Source organism: Chlamydia serpentis (genome assembly GCF_900239945.1).
Lineage (GTDB): Bacteria > Chlamydiota > Chlamydiia > Chlamydiales > Chlamydiaceae > Chlamydia > Chlamydia serpentis.
Map to the genome: position 1 here is coordinate 921775 of NZ_LT993738.1, position 22650 is coordinate 944424.

The window sequence follows — 22650 nt, forward strand, 5'->3', positions numbered from 1 at the left end:
GCGAATTATGTGGTTAGTCATCTTGTGGGCTCTAGCTGCAAGTTTAGTAATAGCGCTAGTTGTTAAAGGTTATTATCGCTTTGTTCATTTTCGTCGCTATGCTACGCAAGTTATGCGAGAAGTTCGCCTAAGTATGGAACTCAAAGAATGGGGGCTTGCAGAGCAGCAGCTCCTACCTATCTTAAAAAAACGATTCTACCGACGGCAGTGTTTATTTGAATATATGCGCATCCTGCGCAAAATGCAACGTTTTGAGGAATCTGAAAGACTGCTTGCTGAAGCACAAAAATTGCGATTAAGTGGACCTTATTTTTTCTTAGAAATTGCCTACAAAGCGTACAGATATGGAGCGTTTAAAGAATCTTCACAAGCATTTGCGGCAGTTCCTCAGGAGCTTTTTGAAGAAGAGGATGCAGCAAAGTATGCTTCAGCTCTTGTCCACTTAGGGTATTTGGATGCCGCCTGTAGTTTGATCGAGCCTTGGATTTCTCCCTTATCTCATCAAGAGACCTTTATAACTATGGGTCATATTTATTTCACTTCAAAGCGCTATCAGGATGCTATAGATTTTTATAATCGTGCCCAGGCTTTGGATGCCTGCCCTATTGAGGTAACCTATAATTTAGCACAAGCGTATCGCATTACTTCCAACTATACGCAGGCTGGCAAATTATTCCGTAAACTTCTTTCAAGTTCTCTCTACAAGGAAGAGGCTTTATTGAATATTGGACTTTGTGAACAAAAATTAGGAAGACCCGGGAAAGCATTACTTATCTATCAAAGCAGTGATCTCTGGTCTCGTGGTGATGCTTTGTTGATGAAGTATGCAGCTTTGGCGGCTATGGATCAAAGAGACTATACACTAGCCGAGCGTTGTTGGGATTTGGCATTACGTTCTTCTACATTTGCTACGGACTATAAATGTGCGCTAGGCTATGGATTTAGCTTATGTCGATTACGTAAGTATAAAGATGCGGAACGCGTTTACTGTAATATAATTAAAAATTTTCCTGACTGCTTAACAGCATGTAAGGCTTTAGCTTGGCTTTGTGGAGTCGGATATGCAACCATACTTTCTTCAAAAGAAGGGTTGGTATATGCAAAAAAGGCTGTCCAATTGGATCATAGTTCTGAAACACTGGAATTATTAAGTGCATGCGAAGCGCGCTGCGGGAATTTTGATACAGCTTATGAAATTCAATCTTTTCTTTCTTTACAAGATACATCTTTGCAAGAAAAGCAACGACGTTCGCAAATTTTACGAATTTTACGTAAGAAACTACCTCTCGATGACCATCATATTGTGGAAGTAGATGCTCTGCTTGCTGCTTAACCCGCGATATATTAAATTTTTTATAGTCTGGATAAAGAAATCGTCGTTCCCTTCGAGTAAGAAAACGCAGAAATTAATCTGTTGGGAACTTTTATTCGTTTTATTAAGTAAAATCGAGTATGGTGTTGAGAAATGTTCTCGTAAAAGATGGTATTCTAGTAATTACAGTGAATTAAACGATATATGTTAGCTTTTCTTAAGCGCTTCTTTGGTTCCTCTCAAGAGCGTACTTTAAAAAAATTTCAAAAACTTGTGGATAAGGTGAACATTTATGATGAAATGCTCACTCCTTTATCTGATGACGAATTACGCAATAAGACAACGGAATTAAAACAGCGTTATCGGGACGGTGAGTCTCTCGATGCTCTGCTTCCTGAAGCTTATGGTGTAGTGAAAAATGTTTGCCGACGGTTAGCAGGCACCCCAGTCGAAGTGTCTGGCTACCATCAAAGATGGGATATGGTGCCTTATGATGTTCAGATTTTAGGTGCTATTGCTATGCATAAGGGGTTTATTACTGAGATGCAGACAGGAGAGGGTAAAACTCTCACCGCAGTTATGCCTCTGTATTTAAATGCCTTGACAGGCAAGCCAGTTCATTTGGTGACAGTAAATGACTATCTTGCCCAACGAGATTGCGAGTGGGTGGGGTCGGTATTACGTTGGCTAGGACTTACAACTGGGGTTTTAGTTTCGGGCACTCTTTTAGAAAAACGAAAGCAAATCTATCAATGTGACGTTGTTTATGGTACAGCATCTGAATTTGGTTTTGATTATTTGAGAGACAATTCTATAGCCACCCGTATAGAAGAGCAGGTGGGGAGAGGATTTTATTTTGCTATCATTGATGAAGTTGACTCGATATTGATAGATGAAGCTAGAACGCCCTTAATTATATCAGGTCCTGGAGAGAAACATAATCCTGTATATTTTGAACTCAAAGAAAAAGTCGCAAATCTTGTCTATTTACAAAAAGAGCTGTGTAGTCGTATTGCTTTAGAAGCGCGACGCGGTTTAGATAGCTTTTTAAATGCTGATATTCTTCCAAAAGATAAAAAAGTCCTTGAGGCCATTTCTGAGTTTTGTCGTAGCCTTTGGTTGGTAAGCAAGGGTATGCCACTGAATCGTGTTTTACGTCGTGTTCGTGAGCATCCTGATCTCCGTGCTATGATTGATAAATGGGATGTTTATTATCATGCTGAGCAGAATAAAGAGGAAGGTTTAGCGCGACTTGCAGAGCTCTACATTATCGTTGATGAGCACAATAATGATTTTGAACTCACAGATAAAGGCATGCAGCAATGGGTAGAATATGCTGATGGTTCTACTGAAGACTTTATTATGATGGATATGGGGCATGAATACGCTCTTATAGAAAGCGATGAGACCCTATCGCCTAATGAGAAAATTAATAAAAAAATCGCAGTTTCTGAAGAAGATGCTTTAAGAAAGTCTCGTGCTCATGGCTTAAGACAGTTATTACGGGCGCAACTACTTATGGAGCGTGATGTCGATTATATTGTCCGTGAAGATCAGATTGTGATTATCGATGAGCACACAGGGCGTCCTCAGCCTGGACGACGCTTTTCTGAAGGACTACATCAAGCTATTGAAGCAAAAGAACACGTTACTATCCGTAAGGAGTCTCAGACTCTTGCTACTGTTACTCTACAAAATTTCTTCCGTCTCTATGAGAAACTTGCTGGCATGACCGGAACAGCAATTACAGAGTCTCGAGAGTTTAAGGAAATTTATAATTTATACGTATTACAAGTTCCCACATTTAAGCCTTGTTTACGTATAGATCACAATGATGAATTTTATATGACAGAGCGTGAAAAGTATCATGCTATTGTTAATGAGATTGTTAGTGTCCATCAGAAAGGCAATCCTATTCTTGTAGGGACAGAATCAGTAGAAGTTTCTGAGAAACTTTCTCGGATTTTACGCCAGAACCGCATAGAGCATACTGTATTAAATGCTAAGAATCACGCTCAAGAAGCGGAAATTATAGCAGGAGCTGGTAAATTAGGGGCTGTGACCGTAGCTACAAATATGGCAGGTCGAGGAACAGACATTAAACTCGATAATGAATCTGTGATTGTCGGTGGTCTACATGTGATTGGCACCACACGTCATCAATCTCGTCGTATTGACAGACAATTACGAGGACGTTGCGCTCGTTTAGGAGACCCTGGAGCTGCAAAATTCTTTTTATCTTTTGAAGATCGTCTCATGCGACTTTTTGCTTCTCCTAAATTGAATGCTTTAATTCGTCATTTCCGTCCTCCTGAAGGAGAGGCCATGTCGGATCCTATGTTTAATAAACTCATAGAAACAGCACAAAAACGTGTAGAAGGAAGAAATTATACGATTCGTAAGCATACCCTAGAGTATGATGATGTAATGAATAAGCAAAGACAGGCGATTTATGCTTTTCGTTATGACGTCTTACATGCTGACAATGTCTTTGATTTGGCTAAAGAGATTTTGTGCCATGTTTCTCTTATAGTTGCATCATTAATTATCAGTGATCGTCAGCTTCAAGGATGGACTTCTCCAAATCTTAAAGAATGGATGAACTATTCTTTCCCTATTGCTTTGGATATACAAGAGCTGAGGAAACTTAAAGATATAGACTCTATTGCTGAAAAGCTTGCAGTCGACCTTATTGACGAGTTCCAAGCACGTTTTGAACATATGATTAAAGAATTGAAGAATACTGCAGGCGAAGAAATAGATGCACTGAGTATTTGTGGAGATGTAGTTCGTTCTGTGATGATTATGCACATTGATGAGCAGTGGCGTATTCATCTTGTCGATATGGACTTACTGCGTAGTGAAGTTGGCTTACGTACTGTAGGGCAGAAAGATCCCTTGTTAGAATTTAAACACGAGTCCTTCCTATTATTTGAGAGTTTAATTCGCGATATTCGCATTATGATCGCGCGTCATCTTTTCCGTCTTGAACTGACTGTAGAACCAGATAACCGGTTAGAAAATGTTATTCCTACAGTAGCGACATCTTTCCAAAGTAATGTTAATTATGGTCCTTTAGAGCTAACCATAGTTACAGATTCTGAAGATCAAGATTAGGAAACCTAGAGGGATAGCTTCCCTCTAGATACTATTTATTTTATGGATTAGTTTCGTTGCTTTACTCTTAAATAAATTGTGTCCACTCTGACCACGTTTCGTCGTTATAGTAACGGATCCAGAATTGTCTGCGATTGTGAGCAATCAAAAACTGGACATAGTGATCTGTTGTATGACTTGCTATAGAGAGAAGAATATGATTATGGTTTTCTGTATTGAGCAAGAACTCTGCTGGAGCATTGAGCAACGTATTTACATTTGTAGTAAGCAGAGATTGTGTTCCTAGAAGATTATCACAGTCATAAGAATGTTCTGAAATTGTAGTTAGGGGAATATTAGACCAAGGTTTCCAGGCATTTTTGATATAATATCTTGTATAGGCGTAATTATCATCGTTTAAGTAGAATTGGTGTATAGTGTCTTTGAAAACCGATTCACCAAGAACAATAAGAAGATCGCCTTGGTCTGCGTTTTCTTCGACATAGACTCCAGTTTCTTGATATTTATCTAAGGAAATCGCTTCTTCAGAGTTACAGAGTAAATTTTCAAAAATTTGATCTTGATGTGGATCCGGTGTATCGTATTGGTCATAGTTCATGACTTTAAATCTCCGAGAAATAATTAATTTGCATTTTATTTTATTCTAATATGATTCGAATCATTTTTTAACAAATTAATTCTTTCTTTTCGGTTTTTCTTTAAATTCTAAATCAAACGGTATTCCATATAAATTAAATGAAGATTTTAATGTGTTTTTTAAGTAATACTCGTAATGTTTGGTTAATAGTGATTTTGCATTTATAAATAATAGAAATTGGAGAGGAGTTGTAGTTTTTTGAATCGCATAATAAATTCTCAGTCTTCGCCCTTGAATCACTTGAGGGTGATTCCGATGCAATGCAGAAGCAAGAGTTTTATTTACGAGCGGTGTAGGAACTTTATTTGATACAATGTGATGTAGCTCATCAATGGTAGAAAAGATATTTTTAAGATTGCGTTTAGTAGTGGCAGAAATACAAAGGATCTTAGCTTGTCCTAAATAGGGATCAGTGGATCGTAGATCTTTGCAGTAGTGTTCCATCCGTACACCATCCAGCAAGTCCCATTTGTTGACTAATATGATATGCGGTTTTTTTCGTTTTGCAATCAAAGAAAGGATTCGTTTTTCATAAGAAGAAAGTTTTTGTGTTGCATCAATAACAAGAAGACAAATATCAGCACGAGAAATAGCTTTCTCAGTTCGAGATGAAGAAATCCACTCTATGGAATTCTTGACACTCTTCATTTTCCTCAAACCAGCGGTATCAATAAAAAGGTATTGACGATCCTTATGAGCATACAGAATGTCGATATTATCACGTGTAGTTCCAGGAGTGTTATCAGTAATGCAGCGTTCTTCATTGAGGAGACTATTGATAATAGAAGATTTTCCTACATTAGGACGGCCAATTAGGGCGATCTTGAGAGTCTTATGATGATGATGTTGAGGAGCTTGAGCAGTTATTGGCTCTTCAAGAGAAAAACCCTCAGTAAATACTTCGGAAAAGTCAGAAAATTCGGTTTCTTGATCATTAATCATAGGGTTTATATCGTCTTCTGCTTGTTCGTCAGGAGATGTTTCTGGTAAATTGGGTGCTACTGACTTAATTTTTTCAAGCAGTATATCGATATGTTTATCATGAGCTGTTGATGTGGTTACAATAGAAGGAATTCCCAATTTATAGATCTCATGAATTTGTAGTTCATCCTCGCGGCTATCTGCTTTGTTTGCTACTAAGATCAAAGGTTTTTTTAAGGGAAGAAGCAGGTGTGCTAGGCGGGCATCTTCTTCTGTTATGCCGCAGCGAATGTCAATCACCAGTAATAGGATATCGGCTTCCTGAGCACCAGCCAAGGCTTGCTTATAGATATGCTTTTGAAAATAATCTTCGGAGTTTTGATCGACACCTCCCGTGTCGATTATCTGAGCAGGGACGCCAAGAGTATGCATCTCTCCGTATAGACGGTCCCGAGTCGTTCCTTCTTGAGAATTTACAATTGCTAAGGAACGCTTACATAGCCGATTGAAAAGAGATGACTTCCCTACATTGGGTCTTCCTAGGATGGCTATTCGTAGCATAACAGTCTCTGGTTGTTTCTGAGTAATTACACAGAAAATAATAGGAGTTAAAAAATTAAACCTAAAGAGATAAATGTATTTGGGTTGTAAAGGAAAGACTTTGTTTAAATTAACTTATTTCCAAAATCCTTTTTCTTGTAGAAGTAACAAAATTTTTTCTTTGTCGAGACATTCATTTTCTATAGATAGAGTCTCTGCTTCTTTGAGTAGGTCACCGAGGAGTCTTCCGGGGGCAATGCCCTTGGCAATCAAATCAGGAGCGGAAACGACAGGAGATGATGTTTTTATTCTTAGTATAAACTGTTCTAATCGGGCTTCAAGTTCTTGTACTCGAGAGATAAAGTGCTGCTGCCTACAAGGATCTTTTTGTAAAGCTGAGAAGAGTTCAAGAAATAGAGGAGCTGTTGAAGAGGCTAGAAAATGAGCCCAAAATACACGATTACTAGACTGGTTTTGGAAATGAGGGAGTACTTGATACCAAGACTCTATGAATTTTAATTCTTTATTAGAAACGCGTAATCTTCCGAACGCTACTGTTGCTGCTTCTTCAGTTACTCCTTGAAATAAGGGTAATAAAAAGAGTATTTCAGGAAAATGAGTTGGGTTTAACTTGCGAGCAAATTCGGTAGTGGTTCTTAGAAGACTGTAAGGGATGTCTTTAAGCTCGGGGAAAATAAACATTAAAATTTTTAGCTTAATCAAGAGAGACAAGGCTACATAGGGATCTCTTTTAAGCATTTTTTTTAATTCTTGCCAGATACGTTCTGGAGACACAGCCTTAACCAATGTTGGGGCTTCTTTGATAATGGCACGTTCTGTGGCAGGGTCTATGGTAAAGCCTAAAGTAGAAGAAAAGCGTACAGCACGCAAAATACGAAGTTTGTCTTCTGAGAACCTTAAACGGGGGTGGCCTATAGCGCGAATAACTCTCTTTTCAATATCACGAGCTCCTTCCACAAAATCAAAAACCTTATCTTCGAAAGGATCGTAATACATTCCGTTAACGGTGAAATCTCTTCGGAGGGCATCTTCTCGTATAGAAGAGAATATGATTTGGTCGGGATGACGTCCGTCTTTATATTCTCCATCAGATCGAAATGTAGCTACTTCAAATAGGCGCCCGTCTTGCTTTACTACGATAATACCAAAAGAAACGCCAATACTAATAACATCGGAGAAAATTGTAGAGACAATAGTTGGTGAAGCATTAGTAGCTATGTCGATATCCTCAAGAGGCCTATTCATGAGCATATCTCTAACACAACCGCCAACAAAATATGCCTGATACCCTGCATTACGTAACTTTGTAAGAACTTTTTTTGCAGCTTCTACGGCAATTGTTGTCATCACACCCTGAAAATTGTGAAGGAAATAAAGTTATGCTATAGCTTCTGGGGTCCTTCTGATAATTATTGGCGCTTTGTTTTCTGCGATAGTGTCTTCTTGAATATGAATAGCTTCTACTGTAGGATCTGAAGGAATTTCAAACATAAGGTCTCTAAGCAGATTTTCTAAAATCATACCCAGAGCACGCGCTCCTGTTTTTGCTTGCTTTGCTTTTTTTGCTATAGCATATAGAGCTTCTTTTTTGAACACTAACTTAACGTTTTCTTCTGCAAATAGCTCTACGTATTGTTTTACAATAGCATTTGTAGGTTCTGTAAGGATAGCAACAAGCTCATCTAGGGAGAGCTCTTCACAATTTACAATACAGTTAAATCTTCCTACAAATTCGGGAATCATACCAAACGCAATGAGGTCTTCGGTTTCAACCTTAGCAAGTAGGTGATCTCGATTTTTCTGAGATAGATCTGCTTGATCGTCAGAAAAACCTATTGTTGTTTTCCCCAATCGTTTAGCGATAATCTTATCCAGATTTACGAACGCTCCTCCTACGATAAACAAGATATTTTCAGTATTAACACGGATATACTCTTGGTTAGGGTGCTTACGTCCTCCTTTTGGGGGAACATTTGCCGTAGTTCCTTCAACAATTTTTAGCAAGGCTTGTTGGACTCCTTCTCCGGAAACGTCTCTAGTAATAGAGACATTTGCAGTTGTCCTACCGATTTTATCGATTTCGTCGATATAGATAATTCCACGTTCTGCACGAGCTACATCATAATCAGCAGCTTGTAGTAATCGTAAGACTATGTTCTCTACATCTTCACCGACATAGCCAGCTTCCGTTAGGGTCGTAGCATCTGCAATTGTAAAGGGAACATCTAAAATTTTTGCCAGGGTTTTTGCTATCAATGTTTTCCCAGATCCCGTCGGGCCTAGGAGAAGAACATTAGACTTTCCATAGCTGACATGTTTGTTTTGTAGCAAAGCTCGTATACGCTTATAGTGATTATAAACAGCAACAGCTATCGTTTTTTTTGCTCTTTCCTGACCGATGACGTAATCATCGATATGTTGTTTGATCTCTTTGGGAGTGAGTACCTTTAGGTCCGAAGGCTGCAGAGGGGGTTCTGAAACTGCAGGTGAGGACACTGTAGAAGTCGGCTTTTTATCTAAAATCCCGGAGCATAATTTGATACAGTAATCACAAATATATACGGAAGGACCTGCGATCAGCTTTTCTACATCTTTTTCAGATCGACCGCAAAATGAACAAATAGTTAGATTTTTTTTATTCATATTCACTCTCTAAGTGCTACTTGTATCTTTATTAGTTTCTTTTGCAGAGGTTACCACTTTATCGATAAGTCCATATGAAATCGCTTCTTCAGCTCCCATGAAGAAGTCACGCTCGGAGTCTTCTATAATTTTTTCTATAGGTTGGCCCGTGCATTCGGACAAAATGTTTGCTAAATGTTTTTTCAATGTTAGAATTTCAGCAGCTTGTAATTGGATATCAGCAGATGTACCGATAATCCCTCCTGAGGGTTGGTGAATCATCATACGGCTATGCGGCAGGGCATGACGCTTTCCTTTGGTTCCTGCGGATAACAAGAGAGCTCCCATGGAAGCAGCTTGACCAATACAATAAGTATTCACATCACAACCTAGGAAACGAATGGTATCATAGATTGCTAATCCTGCCGTGATATAGCCTCCTGGGGAGTTGATAAAAATTTGAATATCCTTTTTGGGATCCTCAGACATGAGAAAAAGCAGTTGAGCGATTACTGTATTTGCGAGGGGCTCCGTGATTTCCTGACCGATCATTACAATACGATCTTTCAGAAGGCGGGAATAAATATCCATGGCCCTTTCACCACGGCCCGTATCCTCGACAACATAGGGTACTAGCGTCATTTGCATTTCCTCATCAAATAATTTTCATTTTATGTCATAAGCTCTAGCTTATGAAACGACTTTAACAAGATAGCTAAAGCTTTTTTAAGCTGTCTAGGTTAACAATAAGCTTAGACATTAAAATCTCGAATTCTATGTTTAAGACTTTCTTGGGTCAAGTATTTTCCTCTACCTAAATTTATGCAGAAGGAGTTGTTGTTAACTGTTCTGCTTTCCGAAGAACATGTTCTATAGCTTTGCTATAGGTCAGTCGATCTCTAGCTGACATAACGAGTTCTTGTAAGGTATCATTGGAAATGTCTTTCGGGGGCTGGGCTCCGAAGCGCTCTTTTGAACATACATCTATCATGTATTGTAGTTCTTCGCGGCTAATGGTGAGTTTTGCGTCAGCAAAAATTTTATGGGTTAAAAACAGCAATTTCAACGCTTTTTTAGCATCTTCAGAGGCTTCTTTTATCAGCTCTGATTTTTGTGCCTCAAGTTCTTCATCAGAACAATATTGAATTAGACGTGCATTAAGAAGTTTTTCTCTTTTGATTACGGTTACACGTTCTTCAAAAAGAGTTGTAGGAAGCTCAAAATCTAGAAGCGTAGCAAGGGCATCTTCAGCTGCAGAAAAGCGTTTATGCCATTGTTTATCCTTGGCTTGTTTTTCTAGTTGTAAACGTAGTTTTGCTTTCAAATCATCTAGAGATTCTGCTTGTAATTGTTGGGCTTTTTTCTCATCAATCTCTGGAATAGAAACTTCTATTACAGAGTTGACTGTGAATGTTAGAGTGTTTCCTCTTAAGAAAGATTGAATTTCAGGAGAACCAATTGACTCAACAACCTGGTGACCAGGAGGAATTCCCAAGAACTTCTCTTTAAAAGCATCGGACATCTCTTCTTCAGACAGCTTAAAATATTTGTTTTCAAAAATAGCTGCTGAAGAAGCTGGCTCGTTGTCCTTAGAAACATGTAAGGAAATAGAAAGAAAATCACCTTCCTGAGAGGGGCGCTCGACAGGTGTTTTCGTGGCAAAAAACATAGCAATATTTTCGAGTCCTTTTTTCAGATCATCATCTGAAACTTCTGCAACAGGTTCCTCTTCAGGTAAAGAAAGATTCCCCCAGGGAATATCTGGAATTACAGGGAAGGCTTCATAATTGAATTCTACTTTTCCTCCTTCTTGAAGGTCTAGTTGAATTACTGAAGCAGAACGGACAGCTTTAGGAGACAGAGGCCTGCGATCTCCTACTGTAGATAAAGCATGGTAGGCATCTTGAGTTAATAGCTCTCCTAATTCTTTTCTTAAAGGAGCCGGGTATCGGGAGGCAATAATGTCGTCGGGGGCTTTGCCTTTACGAAATCCAGGGAGGGCAACTTCTTTTTTAATTTTTTTAAGAGCCTGCTTATTTAATTTATTCAGTACTTCTGGAGAGACTTTTACTAAGGCTGAAACAATACAACCAGGAGATTCTTCTAAATCGACAGAGAACTGCTCATTGGAGAGGTTGCGTGGCACAAGACGACCCTTTTTATTAGATTCGGAAAGAATAGCGGGTGATGAGGCTTGAACTCACGACCTTCACGTTGGCAACGTGGCGCTCTACCACTGAGCTACACCCGCAAAGAAAAAGATAGTTTAGATATTTACAGAGTTTTTAGCAATGGCTAGCGTTTTTAGCATGATGGAAATATAGCTCTCTTACTTCTCCGAAATATTTCGATAAAATTTTTCATTGATTTAGCATGGGTAAACAGGTACAAGTAAGCAGATTATATTATCCACTCTCATTTTAGAGGAGAAATGCTTAATTTTCGCAAGTTGCGCCGGGATTTTTCAGCCAATATTTTACAGGATGGTAAGGAACTTTTTGAGCAGGGGGCAGTGATTGATGCGAAAATTCTCTCCATGAATGGAGAGACCGTCTCTATCAGTGCTCAGATTCGAGGCCTCTATGAAAACATCTATGAATGCGAGATCGAGGTTGACCGATCAGAATCTGATACTGTAGATTCTAACTGTGATTGTTCTTATAATTACGACTGTCAGCATATTGTCGCTTTATTATTCTATCTAGAGCAGTACTTCAATGAGATGGTAGTAGCTTATTCTCGTAGCACTGATTTAGAAACGGATCAAGAAATCAATGAAGAAGTTAAAAAAGAGCTTCAGGAGACTTTTGTTGCTGCTGCAACCAAAGAAGAAGAACGTAAGGATCGTGAGCATCAAAAAGAGATTTTAAGAGAATATATTCATGCTGCAAATGCTTTAAGCGCGAACCCTTTTTTTCTTCCTCTAGAGTATTTAGAGAAAGATTCTGCTGAACTTGCTGTACTTTTTGTTGCTGCTAATGAAGAAACATTTGCCCCGAGTAATCAGCCTATAGAGTTTCAATTAGTGCTTAGATTGCCTTGTCGTTCTAAGCCTTTTTATATTTCTAATATTCGCACGTTTTTAGAAGGGGTACTATATCAAGAACCGATCGTATTAAATGGGCGTCGTTTTTTCTTCACCATGCAATCTTTTAATGCTTCGGATCGCAAATTAATTGATTTATTGATTCGTTATGTCCGTTATCCTAATCATACTACTGAAGAGAAATTGTTAAAATCGGCGTATTTGATGCCCCCTGCTTTAGGAGTTATTCTTGCTAAGATGTTTGAGCATCAATTGGCAGATCGTGGAGGAGGAAGTTTAGGAGAGAAAGAAAGTTTTTCAGGATTATTTTGTGGAAATCTTGAAGAACCGCTGTGTTGGTCATTAACTCCTGCTAAAATGAAGTTCAATTTAGACTTCTTTGATATGCCATATAAAGCTTTGCTTATGACCCCTCTCATTGTTGTTGATGATGATGAGGTGCAGCCTGAGCATACTATGTTATTGGAGTCTGATGCCCCAGGGATTATCCACCGTTTTGTTTATCATCGTTTTGCTCCTCAGATCAAGCGTGCGCATTTACGTTCTTTCAGTCGTTTGCGAGATATTGCAATTCCTGAGGCTTTATTTGGTTCATTCCGTGAGAATGCTCTTCCTGTGTTTCAGGAGTATGCCGAAATTACTAATGTTCGACTTCTGAATTCTTTTGTTACACTTCCTTATGTAGACGAGGTTCGCGCGACTTGTGACATGAGTTACTTGGATGGTGAATTAGAAGCGAAACTACATTTTCTTTATGGGTCTTTGCGTATTCCTGCAGCATCATTAAATTTGCAGTATCAAGATATCCGTGCATTTATAAGTGATGAGGGAATTTTAGCTAGAAATTTAGTTGAAGAACGTAAAATGCTGGAAGAGGTCTTTGCAGGCTTTATTTATGATGAACGTGACGGAGCTTTTCATGTGAAGAGTGAAAAGAAAATCGTTGAGTTTATGACAGAAACGATCCCCGCAAATCAACATCGAATTACCTTTAACTGTCCTCAGAATCTTTCAGATCAATTTGTTTATGATGAAACGATCTTTGAATTGTCATTTCGAGAGGGGAGTGATATTAACTATTATGAGGCTGAACTTAAGGTCCATGGTTTATTGAAAGGAGTAGCTTTAGATTTATTGTGGGATTGTATTAGCGCTAAAAAACGCTTTTTAGAGATTCCTAAAGGTGGACAACAATCTAAGGGTAATCGTCGTGCCAAGGTAATTGCAGGGAAGTTGCCTTGTATTTTAGTTTTGGATTTAGAAAAAATTGCTCCTGTAGTTCAGATCTTTAACGAAATAGGGTTTAAGGTTTTAGATGATTTGACCCAAAAATGTCCTTTATGGAGTTTAACAGGAATATCGATAGATCAGTTTCAGGGACTTCCTGTGAATTTTTCTATGTCTGATAGGCTTCTAGAGATTCAGAAGCAAATCCGTGGTGAGATAGAATTTGATTTTCAAGAAGTTCCTCAACAAATTCAGGCCACTTTACGTAATTATCAAACTGAAGGAGTGCATTGGCTAGAGCGTTTGAGAAAAATGCATCTCAATGGAATTTTAGCTGATGACATGGGTCTTGGAAAGACTTTACAGGCTATTATTGCAGTTACGCAGAGTAAGTTAGAGAAAGGCGATGGCTGTTCCTTGATTGTTTGTCCTACTTCTTTAGTTTATAACTGGAAAGAAGAGTTTCGTAAATTTAATCCTGAATTCAAGACTTTGGTGATTGATGGAGTGCCTTCGCAGCGACGTAAGCAACTAACTTCTTTATCTTGCCAAGATGTAGCGATCACATCTTATAATTTATTGCAGAAAGACGTCGAGTTATATAAGAACTTTCGTTTTGATTATCTTGTTTTAGATGAAGCCCATCATATTAAGAATCGTACCACACGTAATGCAAAATCTGTTAAAATGATTCAATCTGATCATCGCTTAATTTTAACTGGTACACCGATAGAAAACTCTTTAGAAGAGTTATGGAGTCTTTTTGATTTCTTAATGCCTGGTTTATTGAGTACCTATGACCGTTTTGTTGGAAAATACATACGTACCGGAAACTATATGGGTAATAAGGCGGATAATATGGTGGCACTTAAGAAAAAAGTCTCACCCTTTATTCTCCGTCGTATGAAAGAAGATGTATTGAAAGATCTTCCTCCAGTCTCTGAAATACTGTATCACTGTCACCTTACGGATTCCCAAAGAGAACTGTATCAATCTTACGCGGCTTCTGCAAAACAAGAGCTTTCTCGATTGGTCAAACAAGAGGGCTTTGAGCGCATTCATATTCATGTTTTAGCGACTTTAACTAGACTAAAACAAATTTGTTGCCATCCAGCTATCTTTGCTAAGGATGCTCCAGAACCTGGGGATTCAGCAAAGTATGATATGTTAATGGATCTTCTTTCCTCCCTTGTAGATTCTGGGCATAAGACTGTGGTCTTTAGCCAGTATACAAAGATGTTAGGTATTATTAAGAAAGATTTAGAGGCCCAAGGTATTCCTTTTCTATATTTAGATGGTTCCACCAAGAACAGATTGGACTTAGTAAATCAGTTTAATGAAGATTCTAGCTTGCTTGTCTTTTTGATTTCATTAAAAGCTGGAGGAACAGGGTTAAATCTTGTTGGTGCTGATACTGTGATTCACTATGATATGTGGTGGAACCCTGCAGTAGAGAACCAAGCTACTGACCGAGTCCATCGTATTGGGCAGAGTCGTTCTGTTTCCTCGTATAAATTAGTGACGTTGAATACCATTGAAGAGAAGATTCTTACTTTACAAAACCGTAAAAAGAGCCTTGTAAAGAAAGTGATTAACTCTGATGATGAGGTTGTCTCCAAGTTAACTTGGGAAGAAGTATTGGAATTGTTGCAGATATGATTTTATGAGCCCACATCGCAATCTGTTTAAGCTTAAAAATTTTTCTAATCGCCTTTATAACAGGGCTTTAGGGCGCTTCGACAAAGTCTTTAATTTTTTTTCTGGTAATGTAGGTATTGATTTAGGAACTGCAAATACCTTGGTTTATGTCCGAGGCCGGGGTATTGTTCTTAGTGAGCCTTCAGTAGTTGCTGTTGACGCGCAGACTCACGCAGTTCTTGCAGTAGGACATAAGGCTAAAGCGATGTTAGGCAAGACGCCTAGAAAAATTATGGCAGTGCGTCCTATGAAAGATGGAGTCATTGCTGATTTCGAGATTGCAGAAGGAATGTTAAAGGCTTTAATTAAGCGTGTTACACCTTCTCGTAGCGTTTTTCGCCCAAGAATTTTAATAGCAGTTCCTTCTGGGATTACTGGTGTTGAAAAGCGTGCTGTTGAGGATTCTGCATTACATGCTGGAGCTCAGGAAGTTATTTTAATTGAAGAGCCTATGGCTGCCGCTATTGGTGTAGATCTTCCTGTTCATGAACCCGCAGCGAGCATGATTATTGATATTGGTGGAGGAACTACAGAGATTGCCATTATTTCTTTAGGAGGAATTGTTGAATCTCGTTCTTTACGTATTGCTGGGGATGAGTTTGATGAGTGCATCATTAACTACATGCGTCGTACATATAATTTAATGATAGGCCCTCGCACTGCTGAGGAGATCAAAATTACCATTGGTTCAGCATACCCTTTAGGCGATCAAGAATTAGAAATGGAAGTTCGGGGTCGTGATCAGGTTGCAGGGCTGCCTATTACGAAGCGTATTAATTCTGTAGAAATTAGAGAATGCTTAGCTGAGCCTATTCAGCAGATTATAGAATGTGTGCGGTTGACTTTAGAAAAGTGTCCCCCGGAGCTTTCAGCAGACTTAGTAGAGCGTGGTATGGTTTTAGCAGGTGGGGGGGCTTTAATTAAGGGATTAGATAAAGCTCTCAGTAAGAATACTGGGCTTTCTGTGATTACTGCTCCGCATCCTTTGCTAGCCGTTTGTTTGGGAACGGGTAAAGCTTTAGAGCATTTAGATCAGTTTAAAAAACGCAAAGGGAATTTGGTGTAGTCATGGAATGGTTTGAGAACATTAACCATGAAGGTCTGAAATCATGGATTAGTGATGTGATTAAGTTAACTAATCCAGAGAAAATACGTCTTTGTGACGGCTCAGATTCGGAGTACGCTGAATTATGTACTTTGATGCAAAGTACAAAAACTATGATCCCTTTGAATCCCGATTTACATCCTAATTGTTTTTTAGTGCGCTCTTCCCCAAATGATGTTGCTCGTGTTGAGCAGTTTACCTTTATTTGTACTCCGACGCAAAAAGAAGCAGGTCCTACTAATAACTGGAGAGATCCTCAAGAGATGCGTAAAGAATTGCATCAACTTTTTCGTGGATGTATGCAGAGACGGACGCTTTATATTGTTCCATTTTGCATGGGACCTTTAGACTCTCCATTTTCTATTGTAGGTGTGGAGTTAACAGATTCTCCTTATGTAGTTTGTTCTATGAAGATCATGACACGTATGGGGCATGATATTTTGCGTTCTTTAGGCACTTCAGGAAAATTTTTGAAGTGCTTACATAGTGTAGGGAAACCTTTATCTCCAGGAGAGAAAGATGTTCCTTGGCCTTGTAATCCTCAGGCTATGCGAATTGTACATTTTCAAGATGATAGTAGTGTGATGTCTTTTGGAAGTGGCTATGGTGGCAATGCGTTGCTTGGGAAGAAGTGTGTTGCTCTTCGCTTAGCCTCTTATATGGCAAAAATGCAGGGTTGGCTCGCTGAACATATGTTAATTATTGGTGTTACCAATCCTGAAGGAAAGAAGAAATACTTTTCAGCTTCTTTCCCAAGTGCTTGTGGTAAGACTAATTTAGCGATGTTGATGCCTAAGCTTCCTGGTTGGAAGATAGAATGTATTGGGGACGATATTGCTTGGATTCGTCCAGGTAATGATGGCAGATTATACGCGGTAAATCCAGAGTATGGATTTTTTGGTGTTGCTCCAGGAACTTCTGAGCTTACGAATCCGAATGCGTTAAGTACTTGTAGGTCCAATTCGATTTTTACAAATGTAGCACTGACTGCAAATAATGATGTTTGGTGGGAAGGGTTAACGGATCAGGTCCCAGCATCCTTAACAGATTGGCTTGGAAATCCTTGGCATCCTGGCGGTAGTCCTGCTGCACATCCGAATTCTCGGTTTACTGCACCTTTACGTCAGTGTCCTTCTTTAGACCCCGAATGGAATAATCCTCAGGGAGTTCCTTTAGAGGCAATTATTTTTGGAGGACGTCGTTCTGAAACGATTCCTTTAGTTTATGAAGCTTTGAGTTGGGAACATGGAGTCACTATAGGAGCAGGAATGTCGTCGACGACAACAGCTGCTATTGTTGGCGAGTTAGGCAAACTTCGTCACGATCCTTTTGCTATGCTTCCTTTCTGTGGATACAACATGGGTGATTACTTCCAGCATTGGCTTTCCTTTGCCGAGAACACAGATCTTAAACTTCCTAAAATTTTTGGAGTCAATTGGTTCCGTAAGAATAATCAAGGGGAGTTCCTATGGCCAGGATTTAGTGAGAACTTACGTGTTCTAGAATGGATATTTCAAAGGGTAGACGGTGTCCAGGATATTGCTTATCGGACTCCTATTGGTTATCTTCCTGATGTTCAGAAGTTCAATCTAGAAGGATTGAATCTTACTGCACAGGCTTTGCATGATCTTTTCTCTTTGGATACATGTGGTTGGCTTACTGAAGTTGAAAATATCCAAGACTATTTGAAGATCTTTGGTGCAGAGTGTCCACAACAGATCACTGATGAGTTGTTGCGAATTAAATCAGAATTAGAGTCAAAATAATAAATTAAACTCGTTAGTTGTTTATAAGTTAGTTTCAATAAAGATTATTTCTTGTTTTTTATAAATTATTTTTTAATTAAAATTAGGAATAATTGATTGTTATTATCTAATAAGTCCCGTGACACTACAACCGAGTTATATTAATTTTACCCGTAATGTGACTACTGCTTTAGCTGGTAGTAAAGTAGATACATCAGTTGTAGAGCTGACTTGCAGTGCTTTATTTTTCCAGGAACTTCAAGATAAGGCAGAAGGACTAAAGCATGCCCTCGGCTTAGTTAAAGAGCTCAAAGCAGAAACCTCCTCACCGCAAATCAAAACCTTATTTTTAGATCAGATACCGGAAGAACCATCATATCCAGTAGTTTCTTCTGGAGTGATAGATAGAACTATGCCGACCTACACCGATAATGAGGTGCAGGCAATCATACAAAATCCCAATTTTGCTACGGCCAAAATTTTTATTGATGGCCTAGATAAGGTATTTGCTGGCTATTTAAAGTCTGTATCAACGGATACAGGTGTTGATCCCTCGGACCCAGAAAGTGCTATTATAATTGCATATCAGCGTCGATTGGAAGATCTCAAACCTAAGTTTGCTACTAGTACGACCCCTACAGATAGTGATTATACGGCACTCTATGCTTTGCCAGGTGATTTTGTGAAGGAAGTAGAAGCTTTAAAAGAGCCAGATGCTCCTCCTAAAAGCAAAATTCATGCTTTTTGGCAGGAGATAATGACAATTTATAACAACATGCAGGTTATTTCCTATCCTGTTGCTGATTATCTCAATGTACAGATTGCAGACCTTTCTCTTAGTATTGCTGCAGCTCAGGAGGTGCAGCAATACTTACGGAATTTTTATAACATCTTAAAAGACATTTTAAATCCAATATGGTCAGACCCCCAACCTACTGCCTATCTAACAGGTACAGAGTATAATGCTCGTGATTCTGGAATCATTCAAAGTTTATTAAATTTAAGCGGCAATTACCGTCTGCTTACTGAGAATATGCTGGGAAATACGGATACAAGTCTTCCTCAGGAAATTATCGACCAGATAGTTAATTTTCAAAGGGGTGTAAACGATATAGCTATTTTGTGGGATAGTTTAGGAACTAAATTCAGACTGGATTCTTTTATTGGGGTAATCTATGTATATCAGCGCTGCGCAACTCTTTTTGGCACAAGTTATGGGAATTGGACTCCATCTAGGCAGGATTACGTTAATGTACTTAATCAAGAAAAAAATTACTGGCAGGCACGAGCAAACGGATTTAATGTAACTAGCGACGGTGTGTTTGACTCATTTATTAACGATATAAATAGTAATAGTGGGTATAGGAACATTCATATTTTTCAAAATGGTCAGGTAAACCAAATCAATCCTACTTTCTTAAGTCAAGCCATAGCAGCTTTGCGAAGCCCTCACGTGTTAATGTCGCGTGACCTATATCAGCAAGTGGAAAATGCTGCTATTAGATCTATTACAGCCTTAGAGGCTCTGATTTCTGGTTGGAATACGCAGATAGCAACATTCCAAAACCAAAAAAGTTCTGTAGATCCTTCTCAGTTGAAGTATTTTGACTCAATGAAGACGAATAAAAAAACCTTTGTAGATACTTCGCCTTTGCAGATGGTTTATGCTTCATTAATGCTGGATAAGTTTTTACCTACCCAGCAGAATGTGATTGCATCGTTAGGGATACAGATGACTTATTCAAATAAGGCTGCTAAATACCTAAATAAACTCATTAATCAGATTACAACTTTCCAGACTGCTGATGTCTATTATTCTTTAACCATATACTTGAAGCAGATGAACTTACAGGCTCTAGTCGACCCTATTGGTAAGGCTATTGGTGTTTTGAATAGGGAAAAAGAGCGAGCAGTAGCAGACATTACTCGTTGCAACAATATAAAAACTACTATTAATGAGATACTTGGTGAGATTAAGGCAGATAAAGATCTATCGAAGTCTCAGGTTAGAGAGCTTGTAGATACTTTAACATCATTCAAATCTCAAAGCGATGATCTGATCCGCAATTTATCCTGTTTAATTTGTTATTTGTCGGGAATGAGTTTTAAGAACGTAGAAAAACCTTATGAGACTTATGAAGCATTTACTGCAGAAGTATTTTCCGCCCCTTTTGATCAATGGAAGCGCCAGTTAGCAACATTTGAAAGTTTTGTAGTTCAGGGAGGGCAAAATGGAATTATCCCAGGTGGAGAGCAGCAGGTTTTACAGGCTTTAGAATCTTCGCAACAGGATTTCTCAACATTTAACCAGAACCAACAGCTTGCTTTACAATTAGAATCTTCAGCTATGCAACAGGAGTGGACCATCGTAAGTGCTGCCCTTGCTTTGTTAAATCAGCTAGTCTCTAAGATAGCGAGAAGAATTAAATCTTAGTATTTAGGAAATACCATTATGAATTCAAGAATAGAGAGAAAAAACTGTCTTCAGCTGACACAAGTAGCTCCTTCGTATCAAGAACCTCAACATTCTATTACAAGATTAACAGTAGATTACATAGACGTAACAGAACTCTCTCGGCATCTTAATGCTTTCAAAGATGTCATTAAAGCAGCTAGAAGTTTAGATTTAGGGAAGGCATTTATGACTTCTATGAAGCAGAGCTTTGTGAATACCGGTACAGAGTTAGCAATTATACAAACCATTCTTGCAGATCAGAGTAGTCGTGAGACACGTAAGAAGGAAGATAAGATTTTTCATCAGTACTTAGAGAAAGCTCTGCCGCAAGCTTCAACAGCAACTCCAGGAGTTACACCTCCTGTAGATCCTATTGCAGATAAGATGCCTCTACAATCTGCATTTGCTTACGTTCTTCTTGATAAATATATTCCTGCACAAGAGGAAGCGCTGTATGCTCTTGGAAGGGAGTTAAATCTCTCCGGATATGCTCAAAACTTATTTAGTCCTCTTTTGGAAGCTATCAAGAGTTTTAACTCAGCCCCTATAAATTATAACCTAGGATCCTATATTTCTCAAACTAGCGGCACAGCGAACTTCTCTTATGGTTATGAGATGATCTTATCGCGGTATAACAATGAGATCTCTCAATGCCGAACCGACATCACTAGCGTAACGAATGCCAAAGCTATTTTAGCTAAAATTTCTACTTCTGTTAAGGCAAATGCAAGTCTGACAGACGAACAGAAGAAGCAAATACAGGGTATTATTGACGGATATAATAAATCTTTAGATATTATAAAAACGCAATTAACAGATGTCATGATAAATCTAGCGGGAATTACGTTTGTTCCCGGTTTAGATAAGTATGATCCTTCTTATCGTATTGTTGGTGGGGATTTAACCATCATATCATTACAGAATAACGAGAGCTTGCTTGTAGATGGTAAGATTGATGTGAAGACTGCAGTTATAGAAGGTGGTTTACTAAACTTCTTTACTACGGTGCTTACTGATATACAAAATTATGGAGACTTAGCACAGACGCAACAACTTATGTTGGATTTAGAGTTGAAGGCTATGCAGCAACAATGGAGCTTGATCGCTGCATCTTTGAAGCTATTAAATGGTATGTATAGCACAGTAATTTCTGGATTTAAAAATTAAAACTGTAATCCTGAAGTAATATTAATAGCTCGTTGATAGCCCCAGCGACCCTCTATACTATAATAGAAGTTATCAGCGAGGCAGCAAGTAGCTCCGCAGCAGAAATTGATTTTATCGAAGTTAGTGATTTTGCGAATCTTAAACTTGAAATTTGTAAATTGTTTTTCAAGTTCTGAGAAGGTATCTGAAGGAGCTTTTCTTGAAGTATTTCCTACTGATACTGATGCATAAGGGAGTACATAATCATTAAGATATGTGGAGATTCCTATACTAGCAGACCATTCCTTATAGTTTAAATTTCCATCAGTAGCATCAAAATAAATCTCAGGGTTTGCCTTATTATAAACGATGATATAATTGATGGGGCTTGAGCCATGACGGTAGTCCGCACTAATCCCTACGAAGGAAACACCGTCTTTCCATAATACTTTCTGTAGACTAAGATCCCAAACAATCCCATAGTCAGATTGAACTTCAATAAGCCCATCTGTTACTTCAGATTCTGCATTTAAAGGATTTGAAGTGAAGTCTCTATAAGCGTTTAGAGGAAGGCGATAATATTGTTTTAGACCTCCTACACGTGCTGTAAAGGCAATGTCTAGAAGAGGTACTGAAGCTGGGGACGTTTCCTGTAAAGCAATAGTTGCAAAAACACAACTTGAGCTTATAGAACTATTGTTGATGTCGAAATCCACATTTTTAGTTGTAGAGGTAATCGTAGGGTTTGTTCCAGTACCTGTAGTTGTTACTGAAGTAATAACAGGAACATCAGTAATATGAGCACTTTCTGAGAAGATGTAATCACCATAAAATCCGAACTTGAAACTGCCTGCAAGAGCGGCAAAAAGATCATAACTATTGCAAAGCTGGAAAGCACACCACCCCTTTTGCTCAGGATTAATACCTGGTAATACAGGGGCTGCAGGGTTCCCAGCTGCTAGAGCGTATAGCGAAGGAGAAGATACAATCCCCAAAAACATAGAGAAGAAAAGGGTTGCTAAACGTAAATGTTTTAGCATCTTGCTATTCATGTAAAG

At 38.7% G+C, this 22650-nt stretch carries 14 protein-coding genes and 1 tRNA gene; 7 read left to right on the forward strand and 8 right to left on the reverse strand.

Features of this window, described 5'->3' with window-relative positions; all coding sequences use genetic code 11:
- Positions 1-7 precede the first annotated feature (7 nt).
- A complete protein-coding gene (locus C834KP_RS04040) occupies positions 8-1333 on the forward strand; it encodes a tetratricopeptide repeat protein (RefSeq protein WP_108896891.1) in 1326 nt (441 codons plus the stop codon).
- Between the two features lie 183 nt (positions 1334-1516).
- Positions 1517-4429: a preprotein translocase subunit SecA gene (gene secA / locus C834KP_RS04045; RefSeq protein ID WP_108896892.1), complete on the forward strand. Its 2913-nt coding sequence runs from the start codon at positions 1517-1519 to the stop codon at positions 4427-4429.
- A 67-nt stretch (positions 4430-4496) separates the two neighbouring features.
- On the opposite strand, the gene C834KP_RS04050 is transcribed toward secA, so the two are convergent.
- From C834KP_RS04050 to C834KP_RS04080, 7 genes are all read right to left on the reverse strand, one after another.
- On the reverse strand, positions 4497-5027 hold the full coding sequence (locus tag C834KP_RS04050) for a pyocin knob domain-containing protein (protein WP_108896893.1): 531 nt from the start codon (positions 5025-5027) through the stop codon (positions 4497-4499).
- 75 nt (positions 5028-5102) lie between these two features.
- On the reverse strand, positions 5103-6548 hold the full coding sequence (gene der / locus C834KP_RS04055) for a ribosome biogenesis GTPase Der (protein WP_108896894.1): 1446 nt from the start codon (positions 6546-6548) through the stop codon (positions 5103-5105).
- Between the two features lie 114 nt (positions 6549-6662).
- Positions 6663-7895: a CCA tRNA nucleotidyltransferase gene (locus C834KP_RS04060; RefSeq protein ID WP_108896895.1), complete on the reverse strand. Its 1233-nt coding sequence runs from the start codon at positions 7893-7895 to the stop codon at positions 6663-6665.
- Positions 7896-7925: 30 nt separating this feature from the next.
- On the reverse strand, positions 7926-9191 hold the full coding sequence (clpX, locus tag C834KP_RS04065) for an ATP-dependent Clp protease ATP-binding subunit ClpX (protein WP_108896896.1): 1266 nt from the start codon (positions 9189-9191) through the stop codon (positions 7926-7928).
- Positions 9192-9200: 9 nt separating this feature from the next.
- On the reverse strand, positions 9201-9812 hold the full coding sequence (locus C834KP_RS04070) for an ATP-dependent Clp protease proteolytic subunit (RefSeq protein ID WP_108896897.1): 612 nt from the start codon (positions 9810-9812) through the stop codon (positions 9201-9203).
- A 178-nt stretch (positions 9813-9990) separates the two neighbouring features.
- Complete coding sequence (tig, locus tag C834KP_RS04075) at positions 9991-11316, reverse strand: trigger factor (protein ID WP_108896898.1); 1326 nt, start codon at positions 11314-11316, stop codon at positions 9991-9993.
- Positions 11317-11349: 33 nt separating this feature from the next.
- Positions 11350-11421 (reverse strand) — tRNA-Gly (locus C834KP_RS04080).
- Between the two features lie 180 nt (positions 11422-11601).
- On the opposite strand from C834KP_RS04080, the gene C834KP_RS04085 reads away from it, so the two are divergent.
- The 5 genes from C834KP_RS04085 to C834KP_RS04105 all read left to right on the forward strand — a co-directional run bounded on the left by C834KP_RS04085 (position 11602) and on the right by C834KP_RS04105 (position 21613).
- A complete protein-coding gene (locus C834KP_RS04085; RefSeq protein ID WP_108896899.1) occupies positions 11602-15102 on the forward strand; it encodes a DEAD/DEAH box helicase in 3501 nt (1166 codons plus the stop codon).
- 4 nt (positions 15103-15106) lie between these two features.
- Positions 15107-16207, forward strand: a complete 1101-nt coding sequence (locus C834KP_RS04090) for a rod shape-determining protein (protein ID WP_010883485.1) — start codon at positions 15107-15109, stop codon at positions 16205-16207.
- A 2-nt stretch (positions 16208-16209) separates the two neighbouring features.
- A complete protein-coding gene (locus C834KP_RS04095) occupies positions 16210-18012 on the forward strand; it encodes a phosphoenolpyruvate carboxykinase (GTP) (RefSeq protein WP_108896900.1) in 1803 nt (600 codons plus the stop codon).
- A 118-nt stretch (positions 18013-18130) separates the two neighbouring features.
- Positions 18131-20425, forward strand: a complete 2295-nt coding sequence (locus tag C834KP_RS04100) for a CT620/CT621 family type III secretion system effector (RefSeq protein ID WP_108896901.1) — start codon at positions 18131-18133, stop codon at positions 20423-20425.
- Positions 20426-20443: 18 nt separating this feature from the next.
- Positions 20444-21613, forward strand: coding sequence for a CT620/CT621 family type III secretion system effector (locus C834KP_RS04105; protein WP_108896902.1), 1170 nt, complete (start codon positions 20444-20446; stop codon positions 21611-21613).
- Here C834KP_RS04105 and C834KP_RS04110 read toward each other — a convergent pair.
- Positions 21610-22644 (reverse strand): hypothetical protein, encoded by a 1035-nt coding sequence (locus tag C834KP_RS04110; protein ID WP_108896903.1) that lies wholly within the window; start codon positions 22642-22644, stop codon positions 21610-21612. The two genes, C834KP_RS04105 and C834KP_RS04110, sit on opposite strands and share 4 nt — an antisense overlap.
- Positions 22645-22650: the final 6 nt, after the last annotated feature.

Coding starts and splice junctions, on each gene's coding strand:
- C834KP_RS04040 (WP_108896891.1), top strand. CDS start 8: ATGTGGTTAGTCATCTTGTGGGCTCTAGCTGCAAGTTTAGTAATAGCG.
- secA (WP_108896892.1), top strand. CDS start 1,517: ATGTTAGCTTTTCTTAAGCGCTTCTTTGGTTCCTCTCAAGAGCGTACT.
- C834KP_RS04050 (WP_108896893.1), bottom strand. CDS start 5,027: ATGAACTATGACCAATACGATACACCGGATCCACATCAAGATCAAATT.
- der (WP_108896894.1), bottom strand. CDS start 6,548: ATGCTACGAATAGCCATCCTAGGAAGACCCAATGTAGGGAAGTCATCT.
- C834KP_RS04060 (WP_108896895.1), bottom strand. CDS start 7,895: ATGACAACAATTGCCGTAGAAGCTGCAAAAAAAGTTCTTACAAAGTTA.
- clpX (WP_108896896.1), bottom strand. CDS start 9,191: ATGAATAAAAAAAATCTAACTATTTGTTCATTTTGCGGTCGATCTGAA.
- C834KP_RS04070 (WP_108896897.1), bottom strand. CDS start 9,812: ATGACGCTAGTACCCTATGTTGTCGAGGATACGGGCCGTGGTGAAAGG.
- C834KP_RS04085 (WP_108896899.1), top strand. CDS start 11,602: ATGCTTAATTTTCGCAAGTTGCGCCGGGATTTTTCAGCCAATATTTTA.
- C834KP_RS04090 (WP_010883485.1), top strand. CDS start 15,107: ATGAGCCCACATCGCAATCTGTTTAAGCTTAAAAATTTTTCTAATCGC.
- C834KP_RS04095 (WP_108896900.1), top strand. CDS start 16,210: ATGGAATGGTTTGAGAACATTAACCATGAAGGTCTGAAATCATGGATT.
- C834KP_RS04105 (WP_108896902.1), top strand. CDS start 20,444: ATGAATTCAAGAATAGAGAGAAAAAACTGTCTTCAGCTGACACAAGTA.
- C834KP_RS04110 (WP_108896903.1), bottom strand. CDS start 22,644: ATGAATAGCAAGATGCTAAAACATTTACGTTTAGCAACCCTTTTCTTC.